This window comes from Desertimonas flava (assembly GCF_003426815.1).
In the GTDB taxonomy this organism is placed as follows: domain Bacteria; phylum Actinomycetota; class Acidimicrobiia; order Acidimicrobiales; family Ilumatobacteraceae; genus Desertimonas; species Desertimonas flava.
Map to the genome: position 1 here is coordinate 91,019 of NZ_QKYK01000003.1, position 15,801 is coordinate 106,819.

At 69.8% G+C, this 15,801-nt stretch carries 11 protein-coding genes; 6 read left to right on the forward strand and 5 right to left on the reverse strand.

Annotated elements, in window-relative coordinates:
• Positions 1-20 precede the first annotated feature (20 nt).
• Both DN771_RS05015 and DN771_RS05020 read left to right on the forward strand, forming a co-directional pair.
• On the forward strand, positions 21-3,476 hold the full coding sequence (locus DN771_RS05015; RefSeq protein WP_116996254.1) for an ATP-binding protein: 3,456 nt from the start codon (positions 21-23) through the stop codon (positions 3,474-3,476).
• A complete protein-coding gene (locus tag DN771_RS05020; RefSeq protein WP_162941547.1) occupies positions 3,473-4,639 on the forward strand; it encodes an oxygenase MpaB family protein in 1,167 nt (388 codons plus the stop codon). The genes DN771_RS05015 and DN771_RS05020 overlap by 4 nt, the downstream gene beginning before the upstream one ends.
• On the opposite strand, the gene DN771_RS05025 is transcribed toward DN771_RS05020, so the two are convergent.
• Positions 4,599-5,810: a hypothetical protein gene (locus DN771_RS05025; protein ID WP_162941548.1), complete on the reverse strand. Its 1,212-nt coding sequence runs from the start codon at positions 5,808-5,810 to the stop codon at positions 4,599-4,601. The genes DN771_RS05020 and DN771_RS05025 overlap by 41 nt on opposite strands.
• 68 nt (positions 5,811-5,878) lie before the next feature.
• Between DN771_RS05025 and DN771_RS05035 the strand changes: the two genes are divergently transcribed.
• The gene (locus tag DN771_RS05035) at positions 5,879-6,520 is read left to right on the forward strand and encodes a hypothetical protein (protein WP_116996257.1); all 642 of its coding nucleotides are present in this window, start codon (positions 5,879-5,881) and stop codon (positions 6,518-6,520) included.
• 237 nt (positions 6,521-6,757) lie between these two features.
• Here DN771_RS05035 and DN771_RS05040 read toward each other — a convergent pair whose 3' ends face one another.
• Positions 6,758-7,726, reverse strand: a complete 969-nt coding sequence (locus tag DN771_RS05040; RefSeq protein WP_162941549.1) for a helix-turn-helix transcriptional regulator — start codon at positions 7,724-7,726, stop codon at positions 6,758-6,760.
• 64 nt (positions 7,727-7,790) lie between these two features.
• Between DN771_RS05040 and DN771_RS29210 the strand changes: the two genes are divergently transcribed.
• A complete protein-coding gene (locus DN771_RS29210; RefSeq protein ID WP_162941550.1) occupies positions 7,791-7,952 on the forward strand; it encodes a hypothetical protein in 162 nt (53 codons plus the stop codon).
• A 36-nt stretch (positions 7,953-7,988) separates the two neighbouring features.
• On the opposite strand, the gene DN771_RS05045 is transcribed toward DN771_RS29210, so the two are convergent.
• Both DN771_RS05045 and DN771_RS05050 read right to left on the reverse strand, forming a co-directional pair.
• Positions 7,989-8,501, reverse strand: coding sequence for a flavin reductase family protein (locus DN771_RS05045; protein WP_116996259.1), 513 nt, complete (start codon positions 8,499-8,501; stop codon positions 7,989-7,991).
• Positions 8,502-8,582: 81 nt separating this feature from the next.
• Positions 8,583-9,827, reverse strand: coding sequence for a cytochrome P450 (locus tag DN771_RS05050; RefSeq protein WP_116996260.1), 1,245 nt, complete (start codon positions 9,825-9,827; stop codon positions 8,583-8,585).
• Positions 9,828-9,900: 73 nt separating this feature from the next.
• On the opposite strand from DN771_RS05050, the gene DN771_RS05055 reads away from it, so the two are divergent.
• The gene (locus tag DN771_RS05055) at positions 9,901-10,599 is read left to right on the forward strand and encodes a TetR/AcrR family transcriptional regulator (protein WP_116996261.1); all 699 of its coding nucleotides are present in this window, start codon (positions 9,901-9,903) and stop codon (positions 10,597-10,599) included.
• Positions 10,600-10,701: 102 nt separating this feature from the next.
• Positions 10,702-11,535 carry a PIG-L family deacetylase gene (locus tag DN771_RS05060; RefSeq protein ID WP_227462277.1) on the forward strand — a complete coding sequence of 278 codons (834 nt, stop codon included), beginning with the start codon at positions 10,702-10,704 and terminating at the stop codon, positions 11,533-11,535.
• A 37-nt stretch (positions 11,536-11,572) separates the two neighbouring features.
• Here the strand turns inward: DN771_RS05060 and DN771_RS30340 are convergent, their stop codons facing one another.
• Complete coding sequence (locus DN771_RS30340; RefSeq protein ID WP_116996262.1) at positions 11,573-15,769, reverse strand: vitamin B12-dependent ribonucleotide reductase; 4,197 nt, start codon at positions 15,767-15,769, stop codon at positions 11,573-11,575.
• Positions 15,770-15,801 lie beyond the last annotated feature (32 nt).

Here is a 15,801-nt window from a genome sequence, read left to right on the forward strand (position 1 = left end):
CCACGAACTACGGTGACCCCGTGCAACTGGCGGTACTGGGGCCGGTCGCGCTCGTCTCCGAAGGCTCCCTGGTGGCGCTGGGAGGGCCGAAGCAACGACTCGTACTCGGCCTCCTCGCCGCGTCCCGAGGACGGGTCGTCCCGGTCGACGAACTGATCGACGGGCTGTGGCCCGACGGTCCGCAGGCGCAGCCGCGCAAGACCGTGCAGGTGTACGTCACCCGACTCCGGCGCGCCCTCGGCGACCATGCTGATGCCATCTCCAGCGAGGCGGCCGGATACCGGCTCGACCCGACGGCGATCGACGTCGACGCCGACGACTTCGAACGGGCGGTGACCGCGGCGCTCGTCGACGAGAACGACGAGCGCGCTGCGGCGGTGCTCCGCGAGGCCCTCGGCGCCTGGCGGGGTGATGCCTTCGTCGACCTCCGGGACTGTGCGGCGATCGTCCCGGCCGCGGTCCAACTCGACGAGCGGCGGCTCACCGCGCTGCACGAGCTGTTCACGCGCGAACTGCGCCTGCGGCCGAGTTCCGTGCTGGCCGAGCTCGAACACGCGGTTGGCGCCCACCCGCTCGACGAGACGTTCGCCGGGCAGCTGATGACGGCCCAGTACCTCGCCGGCCGCCAAGCCGATGCCCTCGGCACCTACCAGCAGGTCCGCCGCCGCTTGGCCGACGAGCTCGGCGTCGAGCCCGGTCCGGCCCTGCGAGAGCTCCAGGGCCGGATCCTCCGCCACGACCTGCCCACGACTCGCGCCCAGTCGCCCGTCGAACCGGCGAGGCAGCGACGCCGCATCACGATCGTCGAGGTCGGGTTCGGCTTCGGAAACTCCGACGGGGAGATGCCGGATGCCGAGGAGGAGTTCGCCCTCCTCGCCCCACTGCGACAGATCGCCCGCTCCCGCATCGCCGGGCACGGCGGGGTGGTCGTCAGCGAGACCGGGGACAGCCTCACGGCCTCGTTCGGGTATCCGTCGCGAGGCGATGCCCCCGTGCAGGCGGTCGCCGCCGCCCTCACCATCCGCGATCTGGCCGATGGCGTGGACAAACGCCTCGAGACCCGTATCGGCGTCGACACCGGGATCGCCGTCATCGAGGCCGACCCGTCGGGCGGGACGGGCGGCACCCTCACCGGCATCACCGGTCCCCCGCTGCGCACGGCCCGGGCGCTTCGCGACACTGCTGCCGCCGGAACCGTTCGGCTGGGCACCGTCATCAGCGAGCTCGTCGCCCGCGAGTTCGAGCTCAGCGCACACGCCGACGGCGGTTCGATCGCCGGACCCCGCCGTCCGCGCGGCACCCGTCCTCGTCCCACCGGCCAGCTGCTCGGCCACAACCACGCGATCAGCGCCGTGCTCGACGTCGTCGAGGCGAGCTCGGCCGGGGTCCGAACGGTGGCGGTCGCCGGCCCTCCCGGGCTCGGCAAGACGGCCGTCGTCGCCGAGGTGCTGTCGCATCTCGACGCCGGGTGGGCGGTCACGCGCCTGCAGGGCGACCGGATCCACGAACCGGGAGCGTTCCAGCCGTTCCGCACGGCGTTTCCGTCGCTCTTCGACGACGGTGCCGAGCCGACCAGACGGCAGCTGATCGGCGCGATGGTGGACGCGTGGGACGAGCGGCGTCGAGCGCTCGTCGTGGACGACTTCGATGCCATCGATCCCGCCTCGTTCGAGCTCCTCGACTCGCTCGCCGATCACGTCGCCGATGTGGCCGTCGTGCTCACCACTCGCGACCACCGACCGCTCGAGCTCTGCGGAGAGGCCGTCCCGGTCACCACACTCCGACCGTTCGATCGGGCGACCGCCCGGGAACTCGCACGGCGCGTCGCCGGGACCCGGCCGATCGGACTGGCCACGCTGAACGACATCGCCGGTCGCTCCGGGGGCAACCCATGGCACGTCATCGAGCTCACCGAGGCCGCACTCGGCGCCGGCCTCTCCGAAGCGACCGTGCCGACATCGCTGTACGACTCGCTGACGTGGCGCCTCGACCGCCTCGGACCGAGCCGCTCACTCGCCCAGCGCTGCTCCGTGCTCGGCGGTTCGTTCACCCGCGCCGACGCACGGCTCGTCGCCGACGCCTCGACCAGCGACGCCGCGCTCCAGGAACAGCTCGACGCGATGGTCGCCGGCGGAATCCTCCGCGACGCGGGCGAGGATCGCTTCGCCTTCACGCACACCCTCGTGGCCGAGATCGCCTACGAGTCGCTCCTCACCACCGAGCGCCTCGCCCTCCATGCGCTGATCGCCGACGAACTGGCGTCGCGGGGGCGAGCATCGGAACCGGCGGTCCTCGCCTACCACCTCGAGGCGTCGGGACGATATCGCGAGGCCGCCGAGGCATGGCGACGGGCCAGTTCCGTGGCGATTCACCGCTCCCGCAACGTCGACGCCCAGCACCACGCTCGTCGATCGCTCCGCATCATCGACGAGCACCTGAGCCGCGGCGAGAGCGAGGGCGAGCTGACAGCGCTGCGCCGCCGCGCCCTGCTCAACCTGGCGTTCGGCCTCCAGGCCACCCAGCACGGCTCGGTGGGCCTCGCCGAGGTGATCGAGCAGGCTCGCAACGACGGCGGCCTGCCGGTCGGCGCAGCGGTAACGCTCGACATGATCGACGTGAGCAACCGCCAGGCTCTGGGTGACTTCGCTGGTGCGGCAGAGATCGCCCGCCGGACCGTGGACGTGTTCAGTGCCTCCGGCGACGAGATGTCGGCGGCGTTCGCCCATCAGTTCCTCGGCGCCACGCTGGTCTGGACCGGCGACCTGGCCGGCGGCGGCGACCAGTTGCACATCGCCGCCGACTATTGGAACTCCGACGGGGCCGACGACGCCGGCCGGCTGGGCGCCCGCCCGCTCGGCGCGCTCTGGGCACTGCTCGCCCTGGTCGGGTTTTTCCGGGCTGAACCCGACGATGTCGTGGGACGGGACATCGCCCGGGCCGCCGCCGTCATTCCCGACGACGACGGCGATGGTCGGTGCCTCGTCGCGGCCACGACGGCCGTGATCGATCAGCTCGGAGGCCGGGCTGCAGCCGTTCGTCAGGGGATCGATCCGGTCTGGGAGCTGGCGATGGACCTGGGCAGCGAGTTCTGGCTGCGGTGGGCGCAGGCCTTGCTCGGTTGGGCGATGGCCGACGACGACGGGACGGCCGGCCGGGCGATGATCGCCGAGGTCGTCGACACCCAACCGATCCCCCAGACCCTGCCCTACTTCTCCTACCTGCTCGGCAGTCGCCTCGGTGAGGCCGGCCTGCTCGACGAGGCGTTGCCGCGCCTTGCCCACGGCATCGACGTCGCCGAAAGGAGCGGCGAGCGACTGTGGCTCCCGTTGCTCCACCTCGAACAGGCCCGTTGTCTGCGGTCGTCGGGCGACCGGGCCGCGGCACGCCGCGCCTGCGACCTCGCGCTGACGACGGCGGCGCCGATGGGAGCGGCGCTGATTGCCCACCGCGCCGCAGCCTGGGGACTCGTCGGGTGACACCGAGCTGGGACGACGCCGCGCTGGACGCGTGGCGACAGCAGGGGGACGCGCCGGCCGACGCGGCCGTCGCCGCCTACTTCGCGTCGACCCGCCAACCGGCCGCCTCCCCGGGTGGCCTGTTCGGTCTGCTCGTCACCCACCTCCGCGTGCCACCGGAGGACCAGATCCCCGAGATCGCCGACTTCTTGACCACCCAGTCGCGCTTGCCCGCCTGGGCCGATCCGGCACGTGTCGCCCGGGGCCAGCAGTTCTTCTCCGATTGGCTGCTGCACCAGTTCACGGCGCTCTATCTCGCCTCGCTACCGAATGCCTACGCGGCCGCCAAGGGCGCGCACGTGATCTGGCTCACCGGCCGCCTGCGCGACGATCCGCAGCGGCGGCTCAACGAGACGGCACAGTTCCTGATGGACATCACGGCGCCGGGAGCGTTCACCTCGGGAGCGGCCACCGGCCGGATCCTCCACGTGCGGCTCATGCACGCGGCGATCCGCTGGCTCACCGACCACGACCATCGGGTGCACCATCCGCCCGACGCATCGCCCTTCGACATGCCCGACGGATTGGTGTGGTCACCAGCATGGGGTCGACCGGTCAACCAGGAAGACCTGGCCGGCACGATGCTGACGTTCACGACGGTGGTGCTCGACGCCTTCCGGCGCAGCGGCGTGGAGTTCGACCCGGCTGCCGCCGACGACTTCTTCCACCTCTGGAGGGTCGTCGCCCACCAGATCGGGGTCGTCGAGGACCTGATCCCGGCCGACCGGCACGTGGCGGTCGAGTTGCAGCGACGGATCTTCGGGCGTCAGCACGCCGCCTCAGCGGTGGGGTCGGCCCTCACGGAGACGCTGCTCGAGCTGCTGCACGAGCGCCTTCCCGGCCCCGTCGCCCGCCTCGGACCGCCGATGTTGCGGCGCTACGTCGGCGATGACGTCGCCGATCTGCTCGACGTCCCCCGGTCACGCGGGGTGGCATGGATCCTGCCCGTGCTGGTCGCGTTGACGCGGATCAGTTCGTGGGGACGCCGCTACGACCCGGTGCCGCGGTGGCTGAGCAGTTGGATCGGGCGCCAGCTCCTCGACGGATTGCTGGACGCCGACCGCCACGGCGACCGGGTGCCGTTCAACATCCCCGATCAGCTTCAGGCGCGCCTGCGCCGGTGAGGCGGCGATGAAGCGGCGGCAGCAGCGGCGGAGGCGGCATCCTCCCGTCTCGCAGATCGGCGAGCTGTGCGTCGGAGAATGGCGCTTCACCGAGCGACTCGTCCTGTTGGCGGCTGCGGAAGAGGTTGACGATGTAGCTCATGCGCTGGTGGAGGTCGGCCCAGTCGCGGGCGCCGTCGTGACGACCGGTCCCTTGCGTTCGGTCCCACCCGGCGAACACGGACGCGGCGTCCGGGTCCACCACGGGTGGGCCGGCGAGCTCGCCGAGGTCGGCGGGATAGAGACGCCCACCCGGACCGGGCGGGACGTCCTCGGCGAGGCGCAGCTCGGCGCCGGGTACCCGCAGCGTCATCATCATCACCGTCATCGCGACGTCCCAGGCGTGGACGATCACGGAGCGGACGCTGTCGAAACCGATGCGGCTCGTCAGCTGCAGCCGGGCCGGGCCGCGCGATCGGCGTCGCAGGTCCTCGGCGAGGGCGTCGAGGGCGGCCTCGACGGCGGCGAGCCCCGACACGAGCGCGGCGGCGATGTCGTCCTGGAGACGGCGCTGCTCGTGCGAGACGGCGACGACGTTGGCGGCCAGCATCGCCCGGGCTCGCTCGCCGGGGTCGTCGGCCGCCACGGCTCGGGCGTACCAGCCGAACGCCGTCGCCAGGTCGTCGGCGATCGGTGCGCCGGTGGCCGACTCGAGCGCGGCGCCGACGGTGCTCGCATCGACGGCGTGCCGATCCCGCTCGACGAGTTCGGTGAAGGCGACGAACGGCGGGCCCAGCTCGGCGAACACCACCAGGTTCCCGTGACCGACATGGGCGCTGGCGTCGTCGAGCGCGTCGGCAAGGGCGGCGAGCACGTCGCCGGTCTCGATCTCCGGAGCGCCGAGTGCGCGCACCACCCTGCGCTCGGCGTTCGCCCGCTCCAGCCCGTCGCGGTGTCGCTTGCTGGCGTCGAGGATGTCGACCAGCACCGCGGGCAGATCCTGCCGTCGGATCGTCCGGCCGGCCGTGGCCGAGGCCCACGTCGCGAACCCGCACCAGGTGTGATCGCGATCGAACCCAGCGGCGCGGCGGACGCGGGTGTTGAGCTGCGAGTACACGTAGGTGATCCAGACGTTGCGCAGCACCGCGTCTTCGATCGCGGCGATCCGGCGCACGGCGTCGGCGTCGATCACGACGCCGGAGCCATCGCCCGGTTCTCCAGGGTTCCGGTGTGTCGGCTCAGTCCCCACGGAGAGACATCATGACCGCTCCGCGCACCCGGGTCGCAGCCGCCGTCGTCGGCGGTGCCTGGCTGGCCATCGCCCTGTTCGTCGGGGTGACGATCCGCTACCAGGTGCCGAACCCGGCCGAGCTGCTCGCCGATGTGGCCGACCGCCCTGTCCCCTGGATGGCGAGCAACGTGCTCCTGATCCTCCTTCCGCTGGCGCTGGCCATGGCCGGTCCACAGCTCGTCGACCTCGCGGGTCGGGGATCGGCGGGCGGCGAACTCGTGTCCGCCCTGCTGGCTCTCGGTGGCGGCGCCTTGGCGTTCAGCGGCATCGCCCACGGCGTCTTCGGGGCCCACCTCGCGGCCCGCTTCCGGGACGGCGATCCGCTGGACGATCTCGTGCATCTCGCCGAAGTGGTGCACGCCCTCGGCGACACCGGCTGGTTCGTCGGCGTCGGCAGCCTGATGGCGATCACGGCCCTGGTCACCTGGGGTGGCCGCACCCGACTCGCCCGTTGGGTCGTCTGGGCCGGGACGGGATCGGTCGTGGCCAATGCCCTGCAGTTCGCCTGGTTCGCCGACCACGCCTTCGGAGTCTTCGCCGGTCCCGGCACCGCCCTCCAGGCACTGTGGTTCGTCGCTCTCGCCCGGACCGAGATCATCGCCCGCCGATAGCCGGGGCGCCCGCAGGCGCCCCGGCCAGCCCACCCCAGCCCACCCCAGCCCACCCCGTGCACCACACCACCGGTCCCGTGGTCCGCCGTACCTTGACCGATGTTCCGCCGTGTGGTCGCACCTTCCGGGAGTTCCAAGGAGCCCCGGAGCGGTGTGATCGCATCGTGCCGGACGCTGGCTGCAAACCGGCTGCAAGCACGCCTCGCCGCTGCAGTCACGAGGGCCCGACCCGGGGGGTCAGCGGGTGTGCTCGCTGAGCATGCGCCGGGCGAGGACGCAGATCTCGTCCCGCACCGAGTCGGGTTCGAGCACCTCGAAGCGGAACGGCAGGCCGACGAGGAACCGCGCCGTCCAGTCGGGATCGCCGCCGATGCGCACGATGCACTCGGGGTCGGACGGCTCACCCGGTTCGAAGACCCCGATCGACGGGCCGATCCGCATCGCCACCTCGGCTCGCGGGGCGTACACCCGGACCACCGCCTGGATGTCGAACACGCGCAAGGCCACGCCCTCGGACACCTGCGCGGCGGCGTCGGGTGTCTCCCGCGGTGTGTTGCGGTGCCCCGTGGTCGCCAGGGCCGAGGTGCGATCCACCCGGTACGTCCGCCAGTCGTCGCGGTCGAGGTCGAAGCCGACGAGATACCACCGGCGCCCGAGCGACACCAGGCGGTGGGGCTCGACGCGGCGCTCGGTCACGCGGTCGGCACCGTCGCGGTAGGTGAACGTCACGCGCTCGCGGCGGCGGCACGCCATGGCGAACGTCATCAGGCTGGGGAGCTCGATGGCTGCCCCGTCGCCGCTCGGCGCCGGACGGTTCTCGAACCCCACGGTGACCTCGCCGAGGGCGTCGACCCGGTCGCGCAGGGGCTCGGGCAGCACCTGCCGCAGTTTCGTCAATGCCGACAGGGCGGCCTCCCCGAGCGTGGGATCGGCATCCCGGGACAGGTCGCGCAACGCCACGGCGACGGCGGTCGCCTCGTCGTCGTCCAGCAACAGGGGCGGAAGGCGTCCACCAGCCCCCAGCTCATAGCCCCCGTACCGGCCCGTGGTGCTGACGATCGGATAGCCGAGATCGCGCAACCGGGCGATGTCCCGCCGCAGCGTGCGGTCGGTGATCTCCAGCCGGCCGGCGAGTTCGTCGGCGTTCCAACTGGGCCGCGTGGTGAACATCGCCAGGAGGCGAAGGAGGCGGGCGGGCGTGTCCACGAATCTCAAGATTGCCAGAGTTTGCGGACACGATCTGTCCACATACTTCTTTACCGTCGACGACATGAACGGACCGATCTTCCACTACTCCGACGACTACATCTCGCTCATGGCCAGAGAGCGCCAGGCTCGGATGCTGCAGGACGCCGTGCAGCGCCGGGCCATCCGCGCGGCTCGCAGCGACGCCACCCGGACACGGTCACGGTTCCTGCGTTGGCACCGTTGATGGTAGTCCGGCCGCCACCTCCCGGTGGCCGGGCGCTCAGTGGCGCTTGACGCCGCCGTACTTCATGCGCGTGTCGCTCATCGCCGCCGCCCTCGCGTCGTCGTCGCCAATCCTGAGGGCGACAACCTCCCCGGCGTAGAGGGTGTGCGTGCCGAAGTCGATCGCCTGGCGCACGACGCAGTCGGCCCAGGCGATCGCCTCGGTAAACACGGGGGCGCCCGACGGGGCGGCCTCGACCTCGCGCCCGTTGAGCGTGATCGTGTCCCCGTCCCGCTCCAGGACCGCCGGCTTGGAGAACTTCACGAACGGCCGCGTGTCGTCCGCCGACCAGAGGTTCACGGTGAACGAGCCGCCGCCACTGATCAGCTCGTGGGTGATCGACGTGTTGTCCACGCCGACCCCGATCAGCACCGGTTCCATCGACAGCTGCATGATCCAGCTGGTGGTCATTGCGTTCCAGCGCTCGCCGTCGCGCGATCCGACCAGGGCGAGGGCGTTGGGGATCTTCCACGTGAACTTGTTGACGAGCACGTCGTCGAGTTCGGCCATCGCGTGACTCTAGAGAAGTGTCGGCACGGGCGGGTCGATGCCGCGTGCGTACCGCTGGCCGCCAGGGTCTCGGTTTGCCGGTCAGTGTCCCGGTTCGAAGGCGATCGGTAGGTGCTGCGGTCCGAAGATGCCGGCCTGGCTCGGCTTCCACGACACCTCGCCGTCGATGCGTACACCCGGCAGCCGAGCGGCGAGCATCGGCAGGGCCTCCTGCAGCTCGGCCTTGGCCAGCGCCGCGCCGAGGCAGTAGTGGATCCCGGCGCCGAAGGTGAGATGGGTCTGCGCGGCGGGCGGCCTGGTGATGTCGAACGTGTTGGGGTCGTCGCCGAAGACGCCGGGGTCACGGTTGGCGGTCGAGACCGACAGGGCGAGGAACGTCCCCTTCGGGAACAACACGTCGCGGTACACGATGTCCTCACTGGCGATGCGTCCCGTGCCCCGCACGGCGCCGAAGTACCGCATCACCTCGTCGACGGCCTGCGGCGCCAACTCGGGCTGCTCGGCAAGCAGGCGCCACTGATCCGGGTGGGCGGCGAACAGGGCGACGGCGCAGCCGAGCTGGTTGCGCGTGGTGTCGGTGCCGCCGAGGATGACCGCCTGGACGAGGCGCAGCAGTTCCTCGGTGGTCAGCCGGTCGCCCTCCTCCTCGGCGCCGATCAAGTCGGTGAGCAGGTCGTCGGCGGGCTGGTCTCGCCGGATGTCGATGAGCCGTCGCGTGTACCGATCGAGCTCGTCGGACGCCTTGTTGATCGCCGGCAGATCCTCGTGGAGGTTGAAGTTGAAGATCTTCATGATGTCGTCGGCCCAGCGGCTGAACAGCTGCCAGTCCTCCTTGGGCGCACCGAGCAGCTCGCAGATGATCGGGATCGGATAGGGGTCGCAGATGTCGACCGCGAAGTCGCAGCGCCCATCGGCGGCGACCTGGTCGATCAGCCCACCGACCACCTCGCGCATGAAGGGCCGCAGGCGGTCGGCGGCACGCGGTGTGAAGGCCCGCCCGACGAGCCGGCGCAGACGGGTGTGCTCGTCGCCCTCTGCCGAGAGGATCGACGTGCCCTGCCGGGCCAGTTGGTCGGGGTCGGTGACGCCCGACAGCTGCAGTAGCTGACCGGCCGCGCTGTGCCAGCGCTTGTCCCGGAGTTGTGCGACGACGTCGTCGTAGCGCGTGACCATGTAGCCGAGGTCGGTCCGGGCCAGCCAGTGTTCTTCCGACGCGGCGAGGCGGTTGGCGAGCAGCGTGTCGGCGCCGTCGTTGACGTCGATCTCGAACTTGGGCAGGTCGAGGTCGTGCACCGACGTCGGTCCGCTGGTCGTGGTTGCGCTCATCGCCCGGACATCCCCCTTGCGTTCCGTGCGACCGCCGGTGCGGTCATCACGTGATGACTATAGTCATCACGTGATGACCAACGCGAGCCCGGCCGACAGCAGCGAGGCCCTCGGCTCCGTGCTGGCGCAGCTGGGCGGCGGGCGGGCCGCGCCGAGCGCCCGCTCCACCGCCGACCGGCTGCTCGACGCCGGCCTCACGTTGTTCGCCGAGCAGGGCTTCCGCGCCACCACCGTGGGCCAGATCGAGCAGCTCGCCGGCTTCGCCCCCCGCGGCGGCACGCTCTACAAGCACTTCGAGTCGAAACGAGCCCTGCTCGAGGCCGCCCTCCAGCGCCACGTCGAGTCGATCGCCCGCTTCGACGACGTCCTGCGCCTCCTGCCGCTCACCGACCTGCGCTCCGAATTGCTGCTCTTGGCCCGCTGGATGCTCGCCGAGCTCGACCGGGAGAAGGCGATCTCGCTCGTGATCGAGAAGAACGGCGCCGACGTGCCCGACCTCGTCGAGGCGATGCGTGTCGGGGTGATGGAGCGCGGGTACGAGTTCGCCATCCGCTACCTCGAGCAGCGCTTCCCCGACCTCCCCGGGTACGCCGACTCCGACCGTGACCGCGAGGCCACCGCCGTGCTGATGATCGGCTCCCTCGTCAACGTGCGCCGGGCCGCCTGGACGTACGGCAAGCCGCCCCTCGGCATCGACGACGACCGGGCGATCAACGCCTGGGTGAACGTCGTGACCACCCTGCTCGAGCACAGCGGGGCCGCCGCGACCTGATCATCTGGGCGCGGATCGTGCCATTTCGCCTTCTGGGCGCGATCCGTGTCGCTCAGCGTCACGAATCGCGCCCAGATCATCGATCGTCGAGCGAACGGGCGGATGATCCGATTGCCTGGGACGGCGATGGCGACGATCGTGTTCTTTCACGCCCACCCCGACGACGAGGTGATGGGCACCGGAGGTTCGGCGGCCCGGGCGAGCGACGAGGGCCACCGCGTCGTGCTGGTCGTGGCGACCAACGGCGATCACGGCGAGGTACCGCCGGACCTGGCCGACGGGGAGACCCTCATCGACCGGCGCCGGGCCGAGACCGCCCGATCGGCGGCGATCCTCGGGATCCACCGGATCGCCTGGCTCGGCTACCAGGACTCCGGCATGACCGGTTGGGACCAGAACGGCCACCCCGCCAGCTTCTGGCAGGCCCCCGTCGACGACGCCGCGAACCGTCTCGCCGCGGTGCTGCGCGAAGAGAACGCCGACATCCTCGTGACCTACGACTGGCACGGCGCCTACGGGCACCCCGACCACGTGCAGGTGCACCGGGTCGGCCATCGCGCCGCCGAGCTCGCCGGCACCCCGAAGGTGTACGAATCGACGTGGAACCGCGACGCTATGAAGGAGATGGCCGCCGACTTCACGTCCAGCGATCCCTCGATCGGCGAGGAGTTCGACCCCGACGGCCCGTCCGACGACGGCAACCCGTTCGGTGAGCCGGCCTCGGCGATCCACCTCGCGGTCGACGTCACGCCGTACCTCACCCACAAGCGCCAGGCGATCGCGTGCCACGCCAGCCAGACCACCGACGCCGGGATGTTCGCGGCGATGCCCGAGGACCTCTTCAACCGGGGCTTCGCCACCGAATGGTTCATCGAGCCAGGCGTGAGCGGTCCACCGGTGCCCGGCTGGCTGCTCGACGAGGCGCCTCCGAGATAGTGCCAGGCACTATCTCGGAGCACTCCGTCGGAGGCGGCTACGAGCAGCCGCTGGTGCTGCCGCAGCTGGGGCAGGCGTGGCAGGAGCCGGCGCGGACCATCGTCACGCCGCACTGCATGCACATCGGCGCGTCGCTCGCCGCCCGGTCGCGGATGACGCCGGCCGCCGGCGTGTTGTCCTGCGGCGTCGGCGTGGTGATGCCGAGCTCCATCTGGTCGGCCAGCTCGCCGGCCGGCGGCAGCGACTTCGGGTCGGGCATCATCTCGGTGCCCGTCGACGTCTCGACCAGGGTTTCCTCCATGCCGGGCAGCGTCGGCTGCAGCCGCTCGCTGACCGAGAAGATGCCCAGCTCGGCCCGCTCGTCGTAGGTCATGTACTCGACGGCGAGGCGGCGGAAGAGGTAGTCCATCACCGAGCTGGCGAAGCGGATCTCGGGGTCGTCGGTCATGCCGGCCGGCTCGAAGCGCATGTTGACGAACGCCTCGACGAACGCCCGCAACGGCACGCCGTACTGGAGGCCGTAGGAGATCGACTTGGCGAAGGCGTCCATGATGCCCGACATCGTCGAGCCCTGCTTCGACACCGTGAGGAAGACCTCGCCGGGACGGCCGTCGTCGTACTCGCCGATGGTGACGAAGCCTTTGCAGTCGGCGACGCGGAACTCGAACGTTCGCCCGCGCCGGCTCTTGGGCAGCTTCTGGCGCACCGGACGGTGCACGACCCTCTCGACGATGCGCTCGACGATGGCCTGCGGCGTGTGGGTCTCGAGCGCCAGCTCGTTCACCTCGGCGACCGGCACGGCACCATCGGACTTCTTCGTCGTCGACAGCGGCTGGCCGACCTTGCAGTTGTCGCGGTACACCGCAACGGCCTTGACGCCCAGCTCCCACGCCAGCATGTGCACGCCGGCGATGTCGTCGACCGATGCGTCCTCGGGAAGGTTGATCGTGTTGTGATTGAGGATCCCGTTGGCGACGAACGTCTGATTTGACGGAACCGACACGTCGTAAACTTCGGCCACGCCGTCGTCCTCGATCTCGGTGACCGGCGAGAACCTGATGTTCTCGTCAAGCACCTGATTCACCCAGTGAGGTAGTCGAGCGCCGTAGAGCCGAGCCAACTCGACACTGCGGCGAGTAGGCCACGTCGTCCGGTGATCTCGCAAGTGGCCGAAGTGCGAACGGGTCCGGCCCCGAACGCCCGGACCGCGTCGTGAGGAAGGAATCAGCGCGAGGAGCTCATGAGGCGGTATCGGAACGATGTCTGCTGCGTTGATTCCGATCGGCAGGTCGAGCAGGAGTTGGGCTCGAGCCGCCTTCTCCGGCTCCATGAATGGGACGAGCTCGCAGAGCCGGCGAGCTGACCCGCCTGTTACATAGACCTCTCCGTACGACTTGTCGTACGTCTTGTTGTACTTGCTGATGCGACTGCTGACGATGCCGAGGTTGGTGAGCACCGCTTGGAGATCGTCGAGCAGGCCCGGCGAATCGAGGCAGATGGCCCACCTCGGCTGCCCGCGAACCGTCGCGTACGCATCCAGCGACAACCCATCGAGAAATGCGAGCACGTGTTCTCGTCGCGAGGTCAGCACTGCGTCGGGGATCCGCTTCTGGGAGGCTCTGCGACCGCAGCCGAGATGGTCGAGGAACTCCACGATGGTCTTGGAGCTCACGATGACATCCGGGCACCGCACACCGTCGTCGACAATCTTCGCGTCGACACCGAACGCCTCGCTCCACGCCGAGACGATCGCTTCCCTCACGGCCGCGACTGAGTTGGTGATCCGAACGGTCCAGGTGCTCTGGACGGTGCAGCCCTCCGACGCGTAGGCACCGAGCAGGAATGCCAACTGCTCGGTCATCTCGGTTGGAATCGCCACACGATGTTGAGATCCGTGCATGGGTGAGGGATCGAAATCGCTGAACGCTGCCGGAATGGTCGACCAAAGCTCGGCCCCGTAGCGCACTGCGACGAGGTCTCCGGGCGCTAGTTCGTCGAGCCGGCGCCAGACGAAGCCCGTCCCGTCTCCGACGAGGACTCGATGGTTCGGAGTTCCGGTGATCTGGTGACCATTTCGGAGCACGAGGCGGCGAACAGGGCGGCGACCGCCGTAGTAGAAGGCGTTCGTCTTGCGGGGACCGTCGAGCGAGTCCACCGCGATGATCTCGTCACGGGTGGTGTCAGGCCCCTCACCCTGATGCAGCGACGCGATCCGAATCAACCCCTCGGACGTAGGCAGCAACGAGTCCCCTGTGACGCACTTCGAGAGTGCACCCGAGAAGAACGGCTGGATGGCGCCCATCATGCGGACGTGGCCCTCGTAGTGGATCACGTTGTCGCCCATCGAGCAGGCGAAGACCGGCAGGTGCTCGGACCGCAGGTGCGGGGCGCCGACGATCGACTTCTCACGGTCGATGTAGTCGACGATGTCGTCGACCTGCGAGTCGGTGTAGCCGAGCGTGCGCAGCGCCCGCGGGATCGTCTGGTTGACGATCGACATCGTGCCGCCGCCGACGAGCTTCTTCGTCTTCACCAGCGAGAGGTCGGGCTCGATGCCCGTGGTGTCGCAGTCGAGCATGAAGCTGATCGTGCCGGTGGGTGCGGCGACGGTGGCCTGGCTGTTGCGGACGCCGTAGTCCTCGGCGATGGTGACGGCATCGTCCCATGCGGCGAGGCTGGCCCGGGCGACGTAGCCGGGAACGACCTCGGCCCCTTCGACGTTGCGGCTGGCGTCGCGGTGCATGCGCAGCACGTCGAGCATCGGTTCGGCGTTGTCGTGATAGCCCGAGAAGGGCCCCATGCGCGCGGCGGTCCGCGCCGAGGTGGCGTAGGCGTGACCGGTCATCAGCGACGTGAGCACGCCTGCCCACGCCCGTCCCTCCACCGAGTCGTACGGCAATCCGAGCGCCATCAGCAGGGCGCCGAGGTTGGCATGGCCGAGACCGAGCTGGCGGAATGCCCGTGTGTTGTCGGCGATCGATTCGGTCGGATAATCGGAACGGCCGACGAGGATCTCCTGCGCAGTGAACACAACTTCGACCGTGTGCTTGAAGGCATCGACGTCAAATCGATCGTCATCGAGATACTTCAAAAGATTGATAGAAGCCAGATTGCACGCGCTGTTATTTACACTAAGATACTCTGAACAAGGGTTACTTGCCTCGATCGGCGCGGTGTTGGACAGCGTGTGCCAGCGGTTGATCGTCGTGTCGAACTGCAGGCCGGGGTCGGCGCACTCCCACGCCGCGGCGGCGATGTCGTGCCAGAGGTCGCGGGCCCGAATGGTCTCGATCACCTCGCCGGTCGTGACGGCGCGCAGCGGCCACTCGGCGTCGTCGCGCACCGCCTGCATGAACTCGTCGGTGACCCGGACGGAGTTGTTGGCGTTCTGGTACTGCACCGAGAACGAGTCCTTGCCGTCGAGATCCATGTCGAAGCCGGCGTCGCGCAGGGCGCGGATCTTGCGCTCTTCGATGGCCTTGCACCAGACGAACTCGGAGATGTCCGGATGATCCGCGTTGAGGATGACCATCTTCGCCGCCCGGCGGGTGGTACCGCCGGACTTGATGGTGCCGGCCGATGCGTCGGCGCCGCGCATGAAGCTGACGGGACCGGAGGCCGTGCCACCGCCACGGAGCCGCTCCTTGCTCGAGCGGAGGTGCGACAGGTTGGTGCCGGCACCGGAGCCACCCTTGAAGATGAGCCCCTCCTCGCGGTACCAGTTGAGGATCGACTCCATCGTGTCGTCGACCGACAGGATGAAGCAGGCGCTCGACTGCGCCTTCGCCCCGGGCACCCCGATGTTGAACCACACCGGGCTGTTGAACGCGGCCCGCTGCGTGACGAGGATGTACTTCAACTCGTCGACGAACGTGGCGGCCTCGCGGTCGTCGGCGAAGTATCCGCCCTCGACGCCCCATCGAGCGATCGTGTCGGCGACGCGGTCGACCACCTGACGGAGCGATGACTCGCGCTCGGGCGTACCGAGCGCCCCGCGGAAGTACTTCTGGGCCACGACGTTGGTTGCGTTCTGCGACCAGTCGGCGGGAAACTCGACGTCGGTCTGCTCGAAGGCGATCGACCCGTCGGCGAAGTTGGTGATGCGGGCATCCCGGCGCTCCCAGACGACTTCGTCGTACGGGTGCACACCCGGCGAGGTGAACAGGCGCCGCAGCCCGATGCGGGGAGCGTCGCCGTCGGGGCCGGCGTTCACGGGATCAGGTGCCAGCGACATGCCGGGCTCCTTTCACTTTGGCGTTCGTGTCT